The organism is Endozoicomonas atrinae (assembly GCF_001647025.1).
Taxonomy (GTDB): Bacteria; Pseudomonadota; Gammaproteobacteria; order Pseudomonadales; family Endozoicomonadaceae; genus Endozoicomonas; species Endozoicomonas atrinae.
Window position 1 is genome coordinate 1 of the sequence record NZ_LUKQ02000007.1, and the last position, 15,632, is coordinate 15,632.

The 15,632-nt window shown below is 45.5% G+C and carries 10 protein-coding genes and 1 pseudogene; 8 read left to right on the forward strand and 3 right to left on the reverse strand.

Translation table 11 applies throughout. From position 1 onward, the window contains the following. A pseudogene (locus tag AK963_RS31750) lies at positions 1 to 176 on the forward strand (IS256 family transposase); the annotation flags it as partial. Between the two features lie 15 nt (positions 177 to 191). On the opposite strand, the gene AK963_RS02055 reads toward AK963_RS31750, so the two are convergent. The 3 genes from AK963_RS02055 to AK963_RS02065 form a co-directional block, all read right to left on the reverse strand. Continuing rightward, positions 192 to 680, reverse strand: a complete 489-nt coding sequence (locus AK963_RS02055; RefSeq protein WP_066013704.1) for an outer membrane beta-barrel protein — start codon at positions 678 to 680, stop codon at positions 192 to 194. A 283-nt stretch (positions 681 to 963) separates the two neighbouring features. After that, positions 964 to 1,908 carry an alpha/beta hydrolase gene (locus AK963_RS02060; RefSeq protein ID WP_066013707.1) on the reverse strand — a complete coding sequence of 315 codons (945 nt, stop codon included), beginning with the start codon at positions 1,906 to 1,908 and terminating at the stop codon, positions 964 to 966. Between the two features lie 100 nt (positions 1,909 to 2,008). Further along, positions 2,009 to 3,367, reverse strand: coding sequence for a hypothetical protein (locus tag AK963_RS02065; RefSeq protein ID WP_066013709.1), 1,359 nt, complete (start codon positions 3,365 to 3,367; stop codon positions 2,009 to 2,011). A 205-nt stretch (positions 3,368 to 3,572) separates the two neighbouring features. Here AK963_RS02065 and AK963_RS02070 point away from each other — a divergent pair, with 205 nt between their 5' ends. The 7 genes from AK963_RS02070 (at position 3,573) to AK963_RS02100 (ending at position 15,481) form a co-directional block, all read left to right on the forward strand. Then, complete coding sequence (locus AK963_RS02070; protein ID WP_066013753.1) at positions 3,573 to 5,255, forward strand: AMP-binding protein; 1,683 nt, start codon at positions 3,573 to 3,575, stop codon at positions 5,253 to 5,255. A 142-nt stretch (positions 5,256 to 5,397) separates the two neighbouring features. Continuing rightward, a complete protein-coding gene (gene hrpA, locus AK963_RS02075; protein ID WP_083232391.1) occupies positions 5,398 to 9,294 on the forward strand; it encodes an ATP-dependent RNA helicase HrpA in 3,897 nt (1,298 codons plus the stop codon). Between the two features lie 241 nt (positions 9,295 to 9,535). Further along, on the forward strand, positions 9,536 to 10,774 hold the full coding sequence (locus AK963_RS02080) for an OprO/OprP family phosphate-selective porin (protein WP_066013711.1): 1,239 nt from the start codon (positions 9,536 to 9,538) through the stop codon (positions 10,772 to 10,774). A 214-nt stretch (positions 10,775 to 10,988) separates the two neighbouring features. Continuing rightward, a complete protein-coding gene (locus AK963_RS02085; protein WP_066013713.1) occupies positions 10,989 to 12,452 on the forward strand; it encodes a sigma-54 dependent transcriptional regulator in 1,464 nt (487 codons plus the stop codon). 743 nt (positions 12,453 to 13,195) lie between these two features. After that, positions 13,196 to 14,053, forward strand: coding sequence for a MinD/ParA family ATP-binding protein (locus tag AK963_RS02090; protein WP_066013715.1), 858 nt, complete (start codon positions 13,196 to 13,198; stop codon positions 14,051 to 14,053). Positions 14,054 to 14,055: 2 nt separating this feature from the next. After that, positions 14,056 to 14,778, forward strand: a complete 723-nt coding sequence (locus AK963_RS02095) for an RNA polymerase sigma factor FliA (RefSeq protein WP_066013717.1) — start codon at positions 14,056 to 14,058, stop codon at positions 14,776 to 14,778. 241 nt (positions 14,779 to 15,019) lie between these two features. Next, positions 15,020 to 15,481 carry a rhodanese-like domain-containing protein gene (locus AK963_RS02100; RefSeq protein ID WP_066013719.1) on the forward strand — a complete coding sequence of 154 codons (462 nt, stop codon included), beginning with the start codon at positions 15,020 to 15,022 and terminating at the stop codon, positions 15,479 to 15,481. Positions 15,482 to 15,632 lie beyond the last annotated feature (151 nt).

A 15,632-nucleotide genomic window follows, 5' to 3' on the forward strand; every position in this document is an offset into this window, starting at 1 on the left:
GCGTCATTCGTAAGGCGATCAAGAACCGGAAGATTTTTCGGACTGATGAGTCAGTCATGAAGGTAATCTATCTGGCCATGGAAAAAGCTTCCGAGAAATGGACCATGCCGATCAGGAACTGGAAAGCAGCCATGAACCGGTTTGAAATTATGTTTCCTGACCGGTTCAAGGAGTAATAGTTTTGGTGGCGTTTACACAGAATTATTTACAGGCTCGAATTGAACACCGTACAAGGCGGCATTATCTTTGCCTGATGTATTGATTTTCGTACTGCCTTCGTCAATATTAAGATTCAGTTTCATACGGTTGTAACCAAGGGTTCCACCAACAAAGTATTTTGTATTTTCAAGTTGAAGCAGATTGTCGACATAGTCCAGAGATATGCTCAGCTCCTGATTTTTGATTTTTCCCTGTGTTGTTCCATCTTCATCGCTGTCTTTTTCAGTTCCTTTTACCTGGCTCAGATTTGCGTAAACACGAATGTTATCATTAATAAAGGTACCTGCTCTCAAGCCAGTGTAGGTATCCTTGAATTTTGGTTTATCACCCTCTTCATCTGCTTTGAATCCATGATTAGCACTACCGACGGTTGCACCCACAAACCAGTCATTAGCCATAACGGCTGAAGAACTCATTAATACAGAAGCAGCGATGGTTGCGGATGCGATATGCTTTAACATTCTTTACTACCTTGAAGATAAATCTGTGCTGATTCGAATACTATTTTCGAACAGAAGGTTAATTGAGTTTTGGGTTTGTTCAGAGTGAAATGAAAACAGTGATGTTTGCTCAACTTTATTTCAGTTCACACTCTCCCTGTTAGTGGGTGCCATTATGCACAGTGAACCTTAATGGATTCTTAACCGGTGAATGCTTTTTAACAGCATAGGGGAAGATAACTATCAAGATAGGGGGAGGCATAAGTGCCGCTTATATAGGGCATTCATGCACTCTCCATTTGTTTTAGATATGTCTGTTAAGCCACACACAAAGCTGATCAATAACTTCCTTATTGTTTGTTTCATGAAACAATTCATGTCTTGCATCTGGATATAGCATTAATGTTGTATTGCTGTGGCCAGAATTGATCAATGCTTTTTGCAGGTCTTTTAAGCCATCTGGTGCGCTGACAGGGTCTCGATCCCCCCCCATAATCAGTATTGGCAGCTGGTGCTTAATCTTCTTTAACGTATTTTTAGAGCATATTTCCTGCAGGCCCCCAAACAGGTCATACCAGAGCTGGTTGCTGCAGCGAAAACCACAAAGAGGATCTCTAACATATTGCTTAACTGATTCAGGATTGCGGCTTAACCAGTCAAACTCCGTCATATTGGGTTTAAAACTGCTGTTGTATCCGGCAAACGTCAGTTGGTGGATGACAGGGCTGTATCCCATAATTCCCTGGCGCAGGGTTTCGAGTTTTGCCACTAGCCTGCCCAGAAGGAGCAATGGCTTTGCCACAAAGTTTGACCCAGAGAGAATGACGCCAGATATCTTCGGGTTATGTCTGCTCAGGTAACTTTGGAGTATATAGCTTCCCATACTATGACCCAGAAGAAAGCAGGGTAAAGAAGGGTGTTGAGCAAGAATATGGTCAACAACAAGCTTCAGATCCTGAACCACATTATTCCACCCATCATGGTTGCCAAAATGTCCCTGGTTGGAAGTTTGGCCTTTTATAATGGTCGCTCCATGCCCCCGGTGATCGTGAGCATAGACATGGAACCCTCTCATGGTCAGTTGTTCCGCCAGCTCCTGATATCGAGGACCGTGTTCAGCCATACCATGACTGATATGTATCACCGCTTTTGGATTTTTTTCAGCCAGCCATTGGTAAACTGGAATACGATGGTTGCTTGATTGGCTGTTGATCGTTACGAATGACGGTGGAGACTCAGGGGGTGCCATACAACGTCCTTAAATAGGATAAAAGATTCATTTTATTATGCTGCTTATAGCATTATGGTACTGGATGATTGCTATAGGCCGCCAGAGCTATCGCTTGTGCTTACCGTCTGTTCAGTTGAATAGATACTGGCTCAAGTATCTTAACTGTTATTGTATGGAAGTGTGGCTGATTCAGACAGTCAGCAGTGATCACGGATAGTGCTTCGACCTCAACCATCTGGTCAATATCAAAAGTCGAAGTGTCACCAGAGCGGCTATCGACCAGAGTGTGTTTCTGAAGTGATAATATCGTCCTGACTGAAACATCACCGTTATCAAGAATTCGTGCTTCAGTTCTTATTTCTCTTTCAGGCAATGATAAAATCAAATTTTTTCCAATGAAATAAAGATTTAATAGGTTGTGGAAAATATTGGCAGATTTTTGGCTGCAGAAGAAAGCCAATGTGTGTACTAATTTGGGAGAACCTAGGATTTTATCAAATTTTGCTTTGATCCGGGCTTGGAACTTCTTTTCTTGAGTAACAAGGTCTGTAAGGTTGTCTGTGTCCAAAGTCATTTGTTCAAGGATATTACCGCTTTCTTCACTTTCTTCGTATGAGCAGGTTTTTGTATTGCCATAAATTCTAAGCAGTACATGTCCTGATGGCGAGTACAGGGCAACATTCATTCCTCGTAATAAGTCATTTGAAAAACAAAAACTTAATTTCATGGTGGAGGATATTTCGAGATCTTTTTGATGTTCTGTTTGCAGGTGCATGTTGCACTCATCTAATTCTTTGTGCTCTGGATCGTCCATGGACATTGTGTAATGGCTTTGTGAGAGGTTTGTTAAATGCCTTTTTATATCAAAGCTGTCATTTATACAGGCTTCGACCTGATTAAGAACGGCAGGAAGAGCCGATGCACGCATGGGTGGATGGTTTGGAGTTCTTAAATGGTGTTCGACTGTTTTTCTGTCATTTCTAAAGCCCTGAATAGCTCTGTTCAGATGTTCCCCGAATTTAATGACGTAGAAGTTTGTGAGTGTTTGCAGTTGCTCGTCATAGGTTAATGTCAGCGCATTTAATTGCTTTGTAAGTGCGCTCACTTTGTTGGGGAAAAAGAGGCTAATGATAAAATTCTTAAGTACGTTTGTTTCAGTTATCTGTTGCCAGAGGCTTGTAAATTCATCGATTAACTGAGTTCTATTGTGTCTTTTGGGTAATAAAGGCTTACTCTCGTCAGGGTGAGACATTTCTGTCTCGATATGAAGGGGGATTATGGGGGGGAGGCTGGCTTTTTGTTGAAGAGGAGCAACCATCAGGGATACAGTTCTCTCAGATAGATTTGTCCCCTGTGATGGTTTCATGTTGGGTGGAGTTACTAATTGGGGCGTGGTTAATAATCTGTCGGCATCATGGCCATTAGCTGGCTGTTTGTAAGTAGCAGCTGAGGCATAAATGTTGGTCATTCTGTCCATTGACGTTTCTCTTGTGAATAATATTGGTTATGTCTTCGTTGAAAACTAAGTTAGAAGTATTTACCGTAGGTCGTCTATCAGGAGCAGAAGAAAACTGATAACCTCGGAAAATTTTCCAATGCGATAGTTTGCAAGACAGGTTGAACAGTTTGCGAGCCAGTTTTTATCCTATACAGCTTCATCATGGATGTGGGAGGCTTACCCCATGACCACCGGTTTCTGGAAAGACAAGTATCCGGAAGGCATTCCTGCAACGATTGATGTTGGGCAATACCGCTCGATTATTGATGTTCTGGAGTACAGTACCCGCAAGTTTGCCAGTAAGCCGGCATTCAGCAACATGGGGCATGAGCTGAGCTATTCCCGTCTTTATGAGCTCAGTGGCCATTTCTGCAGCTACCTGCAGAATCATACCGATTTGCGTCCTGGTGACCGTATAGCGATTATGCTGCCCAACGTTATGCAGTTTCCTGTAGCGGTTTTTGGAGCACTTCGAGCCGGGTTGATTGTGGTGAACACCAATCCGCTCTATACCGAGCGTGAAATGGAACATCAGTTCCGTGATTCTGGGGCCAAAGCGCTGGTTGTGCTGGCCAACATGGCCCATATGGCTGAGAAGGTCATTCCCAAAACAGCGATCAAGCATGTTGTGGTGACTCAGGTCGGTGATATGCTGCCGACATTCAAGCGCACACTGGTAAATCTTGTCGTTAAACACGTCAAGAAGATGGTACCTGATTATTCGCTGTCATCAGCCGTGCCGTTTACTACGGTTCTCAGTCGAGGAGCCCTGCACCATTGCTCGGATGTTCGCAGGGAAAATGACGATGTTGCCATCCTGCAATACACTGGCGGAACAACCGGTGTCGCGAAAGGTGCCATGCTGACTCACCGAAATATTCTCAGCAATATGTTCCAGGTAAAAGCGCTTGTTGGGGGTAACCTTCGGGAAGGTGAGGAGCTGATTATTGCACCTCTGCCGCTTTATCATATTTTTGCTTTTACCGTGCATTGCATGGTTGCTATCTTGCTGGGTGAGCACAATATGCTCATTACCAACCCACGGGATATGAAATCCTTTATTAAGGATCTGACCGGTAAGCCCTTCAGCATGTTTATTGGTCTGAATACCCTATTTGTTGGTCTGATGAACCAGGAAGCCTTCCGTCGCCTTGATTTCTCCTATCTGAAAAACACCATTTCCGGGGGTATGGCACTGCAACTGGATACGGCGGAGCGATGGGAGAACCTGACAGGCAGTCGTATCTGTGAAGGTTATGGTATGACGGAAACTTCACCGGTCGTAACGATTAACCCGCTGGGTAAGATCAAACTGGGTACCATTGGTTTGCCAGTGCCGTCCTGTGAATTAAAAGTGGTTGATAGTGACGATAACGACCTGCCCATTGGTGAGGTGGGGGAACTCTGCATAAAAGGTCCCCAGGTGATGAAGGGTTACTGGCAGAGTGAGCAGGCCACTGAAGAAGCCATGCTGGACGGTTGGCTGCGAACCGGGGATATCGCCCGAATCGATGAGGAAGGTTATGTCACCATTGTGGATCGTAAAAAGGACATGATCTGTATTTCCGGTTTCAATGTTTACCCGAATGAACTGGAAGAAGTGCTCTCCGCCCATCCTGATGTTACTCAGTGTGCCGTGATCGGTGTTCCCGATAAACGCTCCGGAGAGGCAATCAAGGTGTTTGTGGTGTCCAGTAACCCAGGGCTGACCAAAGAAGAAGTGATTCACTTTTTCCGTCAGAATCTGACTGGCTATAAAGTTCCAAAGCTGGTTGAGTTCAGAGATGAGCTGCCCACGACCAATGTGGGTAAGATCCTCCGTCGTCATTTACGTGATGAAGAGCTGGCTGCCCGGAGCAGTCAGTAGCGGAAAGAACTACTCACCCTGAGCGATGAAAGTTGCCTGGGAAGCTTAATGAGTGGTTAGAATTCCTGTCAGGCGGCCATTCAGGCCGCTTTTCCAAACCTGTATAATCAGCTACTGATTTTATATAAACGGGAGTACCTGGGTGTCCGGCTTTTCCGATAAGCAACTGCGCCAGTCCATCAATCAATGCATGATACGTGATCGTTACCGCTTGCGGGGGCAATTGCGTCGGCTTAAGCGGGATGATGAGACAGGTCTGGACCGGATCCAGAAAAAAATAGAGTCCTCTCTATCGCTGGTAGAGCAGAGACAAACCTCTCTTCCTGAGATCCGTTATGAGCAGGAGCTACCGGTTGTTGACCGGAAAGCGGATATAGCAAAGGCTATCCGTAATCATCAGGTGGTGGTGATTGCCGGTGAAACTGGGTCTGGTAAGACAACCCAGCTGCCAAAAATCTGCCTTGAGGCTGGCCGTGGTATTTTTGGAACGATTGCCCATACTCAGCCTCGCCGACTGGCCGCTCGTTCCGTTGCCAATCGAATTGCTGAAGAGCTTGGTGGAGTGCTGGGAGAGCAGGTCGGGTATCAGGTGCGTTTCACCGATCACTCCACAGAAACCACCCTGATAAAGTTGATGACCGACGGTATTCTGCTGGCTGAGATTCAGAATGATCGTTTTCTTAACCGCTATGACACCCTGATCATTGATGAAGCCCATGAGCGCAGCCTGAATATCGACTTTCTTCTGGGCTATATAAAGCTGATTCTGCCTAAACGACCAGATCTGAAAGTGATCATCACTTCGGCCACCATTGACGTTGAACGGTTTTCAAAGCATTTTGATAATGCGCCGGTGATCGAAGTCTCTGGCAGAACCTATCCGGTAGAGACTTTATATCGTCCACTGGAAGATCTCGAGCTGGAAGGTCGGGATGCTGACCAGCGATTACAGCAGGGGATTCTTGCAGCACTGGAAGAAATTGATCACATTGAACGCTCAGGAAAGGGCAAGCGACTGGGAGATGTGCTGGTTTTTCTCAGTGGTGAACGGGATATCCGCGAAACTCATCAGTTCCTGCGGGATGCAAAACTGCCGCATACTGAAATTCTGCCCCTGTATGCCCGTCTTTCTGCCGCAGAGCAGAACCGCATCTTTCAGGAGCACTCTGGTCGTCGTGTTATTCTGTCGACCAACGTAGCAGAAACCTCGTTAACGGTACCAGGCATTCGCTATGTGATTGACCCGGGGACTGCGCGTATCAGCCGATACAGTGTCCGTTCAAAAGTTCAGCGACTGCCGGTAGAAGCTGTGTCACAGGCGTCGGCAAATCAACGTAAAGGGCGGTGTGGCCGTGTCGCCGAAGGTATCTGTATTCGGCTTTACTCTGAGGAGGATTTTTTTTCCCGCCCGGAGTTTACCGATCCAGAGATTCTCAGAACCAACCTTGCTGCCGTTATTTTGCAGATGCTGCGGATGGGGCTGGGCGATATTGCTGCGTTTCCATTTGTTGATCCACCGGATGGCAAAGCGATTAATGATGGTTTCAAGCTGCTGCAGGAGCTGGTGGCGGTGGGTAAAGACCGGCGCATTACCCCGGCTGGCCGACAGCTGGGGCAGCTGCCTGTCGATCCACGTCTTGGACGGATGCTGATTGAAGCGAATAAAAATAATGCACTGCATGAAGTGTTGATTATTGTCAGTGCCCTGGCAGTACAGGATCCAAGGGAGCGCCCACAGGATAAGCAGCAGGCCGCAGACCAGAGACACCGCGAGTTTTATCACGAAGACTCGGATTTCATGACCTATGTGAATCTCTGGGAAGCCTATGAAGAGCAGCGGCAGGCACTGTCACAGAATCAGCTGCGAAAATACTGCAATAAGCAATTCCTGTCTTTTATGCGCATGCGGGAGTGGCGCGATCTCCATCGACAGCTGACATTGGCCTGTAAAGATCTGCAATTCCGGTTGAATGACAGTCCTGCCAGCTATGGCGATGTTCATAAGTCACTGCTATCGGGCCTTTTGTCGCAGTTGGGCAGTAAAGATGACGAAGCGGATTACATGGGGGCCAGAAACCGGCGCTTCTATCTGTTTCCGGCATCGACGCTGTATAAACGAAAGCCAAAATGGATTATGGCGGCGGAGCTGGTAGAAACCTCCAGGCTCTTTGCCCGAACCAATGCCAAGCTGGAGCCGCAGTGGATTGAGCCACTGGCAACGCACTTGGTTAAGCGGAATTATTTTGAGCCGCACTGGGAGAAAAAGCGTGCCCAGGTGGTAGCGTTTGAGCAGGTTACTCTTTATGGGTTGATTGTAGTCGGTCGTCGTCGGATAAATTATGGTCCAATCGATCCAGTCGTTGCCCGGGAGATCTTTATCCGTGAAGCCCTGGTTGAAGGGCACTTTGATTCCAATGGTGCGTTTCAAAAGCATAATCTGGCATTGATTGAAGAGGTGGATGAGCTGGAAGCGAAGTCCCGACGTCGGGATATTCTTGTGGACAGTGAAACGCTCTATCACTTTTACGATGAACTGATTCCTGCTGATATCTGTAATGGTGCGGGTTTTGAAAAGTGGCGCAAAGGTGCTGAACGGCAGCAACCTGATTTGCTTCACCTCTCCAAAGACTACCTGATGCAGCATGATGCAGAGCATGTCACGGTCAACAGGTATCCGGATCGTTTACGTTGGGAAGGGTTGGAGTTGCCCCTGAGTTATCACTTTGCCCCAGGTGAGCCTGATGACGGTGTAACCCTGACGGTGCCTGTAGAGGCATTAAGGCTGTTGCCCAGAAATCGTTTGGAATGGCTGGTGCCCGGAATGCTGTTCGACAAGTGTGTTGCGCTGGTTCGATCCATGCCTAAACCGGTGCGCAAGAACTTTGTGCCTGTACCTGATTTTGTGAATGGTGCGCTGGAATCTCTTTCTGCCTGTGATGAGCCTTTGACAGAGATGCTTGGGCGGCAGCTGACTCGTATGTCTGGTGTGCGAATTCTCGAAGAGCACTGGAACACAGAGGGGCTGGATGCGCATTTGCTGATGAATATCCGGGTGGTGAATGAGGATGGTGACATCATCGGGCAGGGCCGTGACTTGAACCAGCTCAGGCAGCAGTTCTCTGATCATGTACAGGATACGATCCGTAAGCTCGCCAAAAGCCATTTAGAGCAAGAAGGTTTGCTGGACTGGACCTGTGGTGAGTTGCCTCATGAAATTACCCGAAAAGCCGGAGGGCTGGTATTAAAGTCATACCCTGCTTTGGTTGATCAGCGTGATTCAGTAGCCGTTCAGTTGTTTGAAAGCCCCGCCATGGCTGACTTTGAAAACCGTAAAGGGTTGACCCGATTACTCAGGATAAGGCTATCCACACAACTTAAGTTTGCCCTGAGTAAGATGGCCAGATTGAAAGAAACCAAGTTGCTGGCCACAAATCTGATGAATCAGAATCAGCTTGAAGATGACTTGCAGAGTCTGATTATCAGCGGCGTCTATCTGAATATTGACAACGAGCTGCCCAGAAACCGGGAGTCATTTCTGGAGTTACTTGAGAAGCATAAAGGTGACATTGTGCCTTTTGCCGAAAAAGTTGATCCCATTATTAATGAGGTCTTTCGTATCGCTCAGGGGGTTAGTCGTCAGCTGAAAGGTAAGATCAGTTTTGATCGAGCTCTTGCTCTGGCTGATATCAAGCAGCATGTACAAAGGTTGTTGCAACCGGGGTTTATGACGTCTGCTGGTATGGAATGGCTAAGCCATTATCCTCGTTATTTCAAGTCGATTGAGGTCAGGCTGGAGAAGCTGCCAGCCCAGGTAAACCGTGATCGTGCCTGGACGGAAGAACTGACCTCTCTTCAGCAGAAGTATGAGAAGCGCCGGGATGCTCACAGTCAGCATAAGGTGGTTGATCCCAATCTTCAGCAGTTCTATTGGATGATTGAAGAGTACCGGGTATCTCTGTTTGCCCAGCAACTGGGCACTCGCTTTCCGGTGTCGGATAAACGACTTCGAAAATTATGGGAAGAAGTGGAAGAGATTTAAATCATCAGCGCTTTCCCTCTATGACTCTGATGTTATGGAGGGAGGCTGTTTTGTTGTTGAAATAAAAGTTTCATTTGACGTTAACCTGCCTGAAATATCCCGCCTCCAAGATACCTTCCGCAGTAATCAAAAAGTGCCAGGGGAAAATGATTAAATTAGTGACACTCTTAATAGCTGTTACTAATCAGAATCGTTTTGGCACTTAAGGACAACAAAAAATACTAAGTGAGAGTATCTGGGAATGAAACTTAAGCCAATTGCACTTTTTCTGGGGATGAGTGTTTTTCTGCAGGCAAACGCAGGCGTGGTTAAAACGGAAGGTGACGATATTATTGTCAGCACCAAAAATGGCGGTCTTCAGTTAAAAACAGAAAGCGGTGATTTCTCTTTTAAGCTCAGCGGCAAGCTCCAGTGGGATATTGCCAGCTATGATGATCTTTATGGACAGGACACTGCGAATTTAGCAAATCCCAAAGATGGCTTAACCTCTTATATTCGGCGGGGTGAAGTCAAGGTCAGTGGTAAAGCCTATGATCTCTGGAAATACGGACTTAAACTGAAAACAAACAGTGATGATTCCGTCGATCTGGATGATGCCATTATTGGTTATACCGGTTTTAGACCTGTTGAGATTGCTGTCGGTCGCTGGGATATGGATTTTGGTTTGGAAGACTCTACCAGTTCTTCATGGATTACCGGCATTGAAAGGCCTTTTGTCTTTAACATGATGAATGGTGCCGGTGGTAATGATTATGGTGTGAAGGCATCCAGCTCGGCAAAAAACTACACCGCACAGTTGGCACTTGTTAATACCGGTAACAGCGAAAGCAATAACACCAGTAAAGACCGTATCGGTTATTCATTCCGGGGTACTTATGTTCCTATTATGAATGACAATATGCTGTTACATCTTGGCCTCAGTATCTTTGATGGTAATCCCGACAGTGCTACTGTTGAGGGTGACACCCGGCTGGGAATCAAGAAAGGTCAGGAGAGTACCCTGTTCAGCAGTGTCAGTAATGTGACCAGCGATCGTGAATACGCAGTTGAAGCAGCCTTTCAGATGCAGTCTTTTAAGTTGCAGGGCGAATATCTGCAAAGGAACATCAAATCTGGCGTTGCGAATTCTGATGTTAAGCTGAATGGTTACTATGGAGAGCTTTCTTATATGTTGGGTGGTGGTAAGCGATCCTACAAAAAAGGAAGCTTCAGCAAGCCAAAAGGGGGTAAGTGGGAAGCCTTCGCTCGATATACAGCAATGAATGTTGATGCCCAGAGTGCTGTATCAAAAGGTATTAATGGTAAGGATGTAGACGCTTCCAGCTATACCGTAGGGGCGAATTACTTCCCAACCTCGAATATTCGAACCAGTCTGAACTATGTGACAGGCCAGCTGGATAATCACGTGGATATTGATGGAGTAGCCAATGCAGAGGATAAAGGATCTGCGATTGTTGGTAGAATTCAGTATGTATTTTGAGTGAAATGGTGATTTCAGGCCCTGATACCCATCAGGGCTTTTTGCGTCTTTAAAGACTAAATAATTTTCTTTTATGATTTTTTGAAATAAAAAACAAACAAAAATTTGACGAATCTGTTTTTTGGTTCTTTACTGAAATAATAAGAGGTAATTTAATTTCGAAAATTTTTATCTACGCTGTATAAATTAACCGGATGACAAGGATAGTCGTCTTATGGAAACAGCTGAACAGGTACTCATCATTGAAGACGCGGAACAGCGTCGGCATGACTTCAGCACCATTCTGCAGTTCATGGGCTATCACACAGTGGCTATTGGTGCAGCCTACTGGGAAGATGCCGTCAGTGCTTTTCCTCCGGAAACCTTCAGTGCCTTATTCCTGGGTGATTTTTTACAGGCAGAAAGCTCCCTGCAGGGAATGCTTTCCAGAGTTCAGGGCTGGTGTGGCGGGGTTCCGGTCATCCGGATTTCTGAGTCACTGCCAGATAACTTGCCAATAGCACTTGCCAGGCAGATTATTGCCCGAGTTGACTGGCCATGCAGCAAGCCTCAACTTTTATCCAGCCTTCATTATGGTCAGGTCTACCGTGAGCAGTGGCGCCAGGCTCATCAGACTGGCTATAACCAACAGGTACAACTGTTCCGTGGACTGGTTGGTAAGAGTGAGCGTATCCGAAAAGTGCGGGCCGCGATGGCTCAGGTGGCTGATCGGGACGTCAATGTTTTGATCACTGGTGAGTCTGGAACAGGTAAAGAAGTGGTTGCCCGTAACCTTCATGAGCATTCCTACCGCAGAAGTGCGCCTTTTGTTCCGGTAAATTGTGGTGCAATCCCCACAGACCTGTTGGAAAGCGAGCTTTTTGGTCATGAAAAGGGTGCTTTCACTGGTGCTGTTACTACTCGAAAGGGACGGTTCGAGCTGGCTCAGGGCGGGACGCTGTTTCTTGACGAAATAGGCGATATGCCTCTGCACATGCAGGTTAAGCTGCTAAGGGTTCTGCAGGAAAGAACGTTCGAACGGGTGGGTGGAACAGAGCCAATTGAGGTGAATGTTCGGATTATTGCTGCAACCCACAAGAATCTTGAAGGTATGATCACTGAAGGAAGCTTTCGGGAGGATCTTTATTACCGGTTAAATGTATTCCCTATCGAGATGCCTTCTCTCAAAGAGCGGCCCGAAGATATTCCGCTGATGATTAATGAGCTGACTCATAATATGGAAAAGCAGGGGAGAGGGTCCATTCGACTCAGCTCAGCTGCAATATTGTCGCTTTGCCGACATGACTGGCCGGGAAATGTCCGGGAAATGGCAAACCTTCTGGAGCGTCTTGCGATCATGTACCCCTATGGGGTTATTGGTGTCCAGGATCTGCCAGAAAGTTTCTGTCACCTCGATTTGATCAGTCAGGAAGATGATGGTGTTGCTGATTTATTTCCGGACAGTATTCAGCCAGCAGGCGCTGCCACTTCGGAAGACCTTGCTGTATTGCCTGTAGGGGGATTAAACCTTAAGGAATATCTAACCCGACTGGAAAAGAGTTTGATTCAGCAGGCGCTGAGTGACTGCAACAGTGTTGTCGCCAGAGCTGCAGATAAGCTGCAGATACGGCGAACGACTCTAGTGGAAAAAATGCGCAAGTATGGTCTTCAAAGGTATGAGGATTCTGTTAAAACCTGATATACAATGATACAAAAAAAGGCTACATACTCATGTAGCCTTTTTTTTGGGCTAGTTAGCTACTATCTACACTCATGACGTTGTGTTTTTAGATTTATTGAGTTGGCCAACACTTCCATATATTTGTTTCTGTGTTGTTCTGCTGTCGTTCGAACTTATTCTGTTTCTTGCGATCTTGCATATTGAATCACTCTTGCTGATTGGTTCTTGTATGGTCTGTATTTGTGTTTTGATAGTTCCTAAATGATTAATTCATAATGCTCGCAGCGTATGGTTGGAGGTGTATCGTATTTTTCTTTACAGTTTTATTCGATCTTTCTAAAGATGCTGTTTCTGTTCTCAAGTTATATGATTTAGCGTCGAATGGTTGAAGGAGCTATGTCCAGTTTATTGATTTGTCTTTTTCCTCCTTTCTATTGATTTAGCTCTGCCATTTTTGCGTCACTATAAAGTGACACTGTCAAATAACTATCTTTTTAGATGGTTCAAAAAAGTGTTCAAGATATTATTAAATCAACCGAAAAATATTCTATGTCAAAAAAATAGCGAATTATGAGTGGTAACGTTTTAGAAAGTTGTTTAAAAACATTGAGTTGTGTTTTTTTGTTTTTCTTTATGTGTTCTTTTGGGGTTTGACAGCTGTTTTTATTTTTCAAATCAAAGTTGGCACGCTCATTGATAAGTATATTTTGTCGTTTTTCTATATGCGTTTCTTGAGCAATTGAAAAATTAAAGTGAGAACGATGGCGCAAGCAAAGAAAAGAGTGATTGCGGTTTCAGGGTGTAAAGGAGGTGTTGGTAAAACCGTAGTTGCAGTAAATCTTGCTCTGGCTCTGGCAAAGCTGGGTCAGCGTGTCGTTTTGATGGATGGTAACCTCTCTGTGCCAGATGTTGAGTTCACCCTTGGGATGAATCAAGATGGTTTAAAGAGACAATCGTCGTCTGACTTGATTTTTTCATCTCCTGCTGAAGGTGAGTTAGTAAGTGAGGCCTCTAGCCATCAGCAGAAAGGATTATTGGATGGTCCTTCAGGTGTTAGGGTATTTACACCGGCTGCTCAAGGGGACTGGAAAGACAGTATTCAAGTTATTCAGGCAGTGGAGCTGATTCAGGACATGGATGATCTTGCATCGGATCTGGATACTTTGATTATTGATACGGCTCCGGGCTTGGCCCCGGATAATGTAACTCTCATTCAGGCTGCAACAGAGGTAGTCGTTGTCGTCAGCCCGGAAGACGTGTCTGTTATTGATGCTGTTCGACAGATAAGGCTTCTGTATCGGATTTTCAATGTTCACCAGTTTTATATTGTTGTTAACTTGGTAAGCAGCAGAAGAGGCGGTGCTAAACAGTTTGAGAAGTTACAGGAGTATCTGAAAGACGACAAACAGATAGTTTTAAGCTATCTGGGGGCAATTCCACATGATAAGACTGTAAGTGAAGCTGTATTAAAGCAGTCGGCACTTTTGACTGTAAGTAACGATTGTCGGGCTGCAAGAGCATTTCACAGAATTGGACATCAGTTATCTAAATTACCGGTGCCTGAGCCAAAAGGTCGTATAGAATTCTTTTTGCCTGGTAGGATCAAGGAGAGGATCTAATCATGACAGAGACCGCACAGGAAGTGCAGAAAAAGACATTGAGCATGGAAGAGATGGTTGTAAAGCATCGCTCATTGGTAAAAAGAATTGCTAATCATCTTGCCGCAAGAATGCCAGCCAGTGTGCAGATTGATGACCTAGTCCAGTCAGGAATGATTGGGTTGCTTGAAGCAGCCTCAAAATATGACGCATCCAAAGGTGCCAGTTTTGAAACGTTTGCGGGTATTCGAATTCGTGGCGCAATGCTGGATGAAATTCGAAAAGGCGACTGGGGGCCAAGATCGGTTTATCGAAATAGCCGTCGTATCACTGAAGCCGTTCAGGTTGTTGAAGCCAAACTGGGAAGAGATGCCCGGGATGCTGAAGTGGCAAAAGAACTTGATGTGAAAATTGATGAGTATTACACCATTCTGAGTGATTTAAGAGGGTGTCGCCTTTTTAGTTATGAAGAGCTGTTTGATAGTGAAGAATCAAGAATGCAGGCTCGGTCTGGAGATAGAGGGCCTTCTGCAGATATTCAGGAAGAAAAATTTAAAACAGCTTTGATAGAAGCCATTGATAAGCTGCCTGAAAGAGAAAAGCTGGTATTGATGCTTTATTATGATGAAGAAATGAATTTGAAAGAGATCGGTAAAGTATTAGGGGTCAGTGAATCAAGAGTAAGCCAGATTCATTCTCAGGCTGCCCTTCGCTTAAGGTCGCGGCTTCAAAGCTGGCTGAGTTAATATCTCAGCCACTCTATTATAAAAGGGAAGTGACAAAATACCGTCAAGCGTCGGGGAGCTGGTCTTTTTGTTTTTAATTTTGACAAAGTTTGGTTGAGTTGATCTGTTTTCAGAAATATATGCCGGTTATATGCTGAATTGCTTTGAACATTTTGTTTTTAGTTTCTTATTGTTCCAAGTAGGTGGGTCTTAGCTCCATATACTTCTTTAATAAAGTTGTTTAATAACGGACCTGCATTATATGAAATGGACTTCTATCTCGGCTGTCATACTGTTGTCGGCGCTTTCCTTTATGCTTCCGGCTCAGGAAGAAGCACCAGAAGAAATTAACGGTGTTATTACCATCAATACTCACCAGGCAAAACGCCTTCATGATATCGGTGCACTTTTTATTGATGTGCGCCCCTATCAACAGTGGCAGTATGGGCACGTAGATGGATCGCATAGCCTTGACCTAAGAGGTGGGTTTCGTCAGCTACTGGTTCCCGGGGTTCTGGAAAAAGAGACCCCTATCGTGATCTATGGTAACAGCACATACCATATGAGAGGGGCTATTGGCAGTTACCTGGCGGCATTATGGGGTTATGAGCGCGTGTTTTTCCTCAGAGATGGTTATTACTCATGGTTGGCGCTGGATTATCCCGTGACATTAAAGTCTGATGCCGTGGGTGAGTCCTACACAACAGGCGTTATGGATCAGTAAAAGCTCTTGTCTTCCCGCGGGGGCTCTTCTTCCTCAATACTTTTATCTTCACTTTCTCGATTGGAAGTGAAGATGGGGATGCTAAAAGACCTTCTCAGGCATCTCCAATGCTCCCAATAAAGCGTATTTACCCCCGCAGTCAGCAAAAAAT

What these genes read in the sequence shown, in the direction of transcription:
- AK963_RS02080 (WP_066013711.1), top strand. Translation starts at nt 9,536, where the DNA reads ATGAAACTTAAGCCAATTGCACTTTTTCTGGGGATGAGTGTTTTTCTG.
- AK963_RS02085 (WP_066013713.1), top strand. Translation starts at nt 10,989, where the DNA reads ATGGAAACAGCTGAACAGGTACTCATCATTGAAGACGCGGAACAGCGT.
- AK963_RS02095 (WP_066013717.1), top strand. Translation starts at nt 14,056, where the DNA reads ATGACAGAGACCGCACAGGAAGTGCAGAAAAAGACATTGAGCATGGAA.
- AK963_RS02090 (WP_066013715.1), top strand. Translation starts at nt 13,196, where the DNA reads ATGGCGCAAGCAAAGAAAAGAGTGATTGCGGTTTCAGGGTGTAAAGGA.
- AK963_RS02070 (WP_066013753.1), top strand. Translation starts at nt 3,573, where the DNA reads ATGACCACCGGTTTCTGGAAAGACAAGTATCCGGAAGGCATTCCTGCA.
- AK963_RS02055 (WP_066013704.1), bottom strand. Translation starts at nt 680, where the DNA reads ATGTTAAAGCATATCGCATCCGCAACCATCGCTGCTTCTGTATTAATG.
- AK963_RS02065 (WP_066013709.1), bottom strand. Translation starts at nt 3,367, where the DNA reads ATGGACAGAATGACCAACATTTATGCCTCAGCTGCTACTTACAAACAG.
- AK963_RS02100 (WP_066013719.1), top strand. Translation starts at nt 15,020, where the DNA reads ATGAAATGGACTTCTATCTCGGCTGTCATACTGTTGTCGGCGCTTTCC.
- AK963_RS02060 (WP_066013707.1), bottom strand. Translation starts at nt 1,908, where the DNA reads ATGGCACCCCCTGAGTCTCCACCGTCATTCGTAACGATCAACAGCCAA.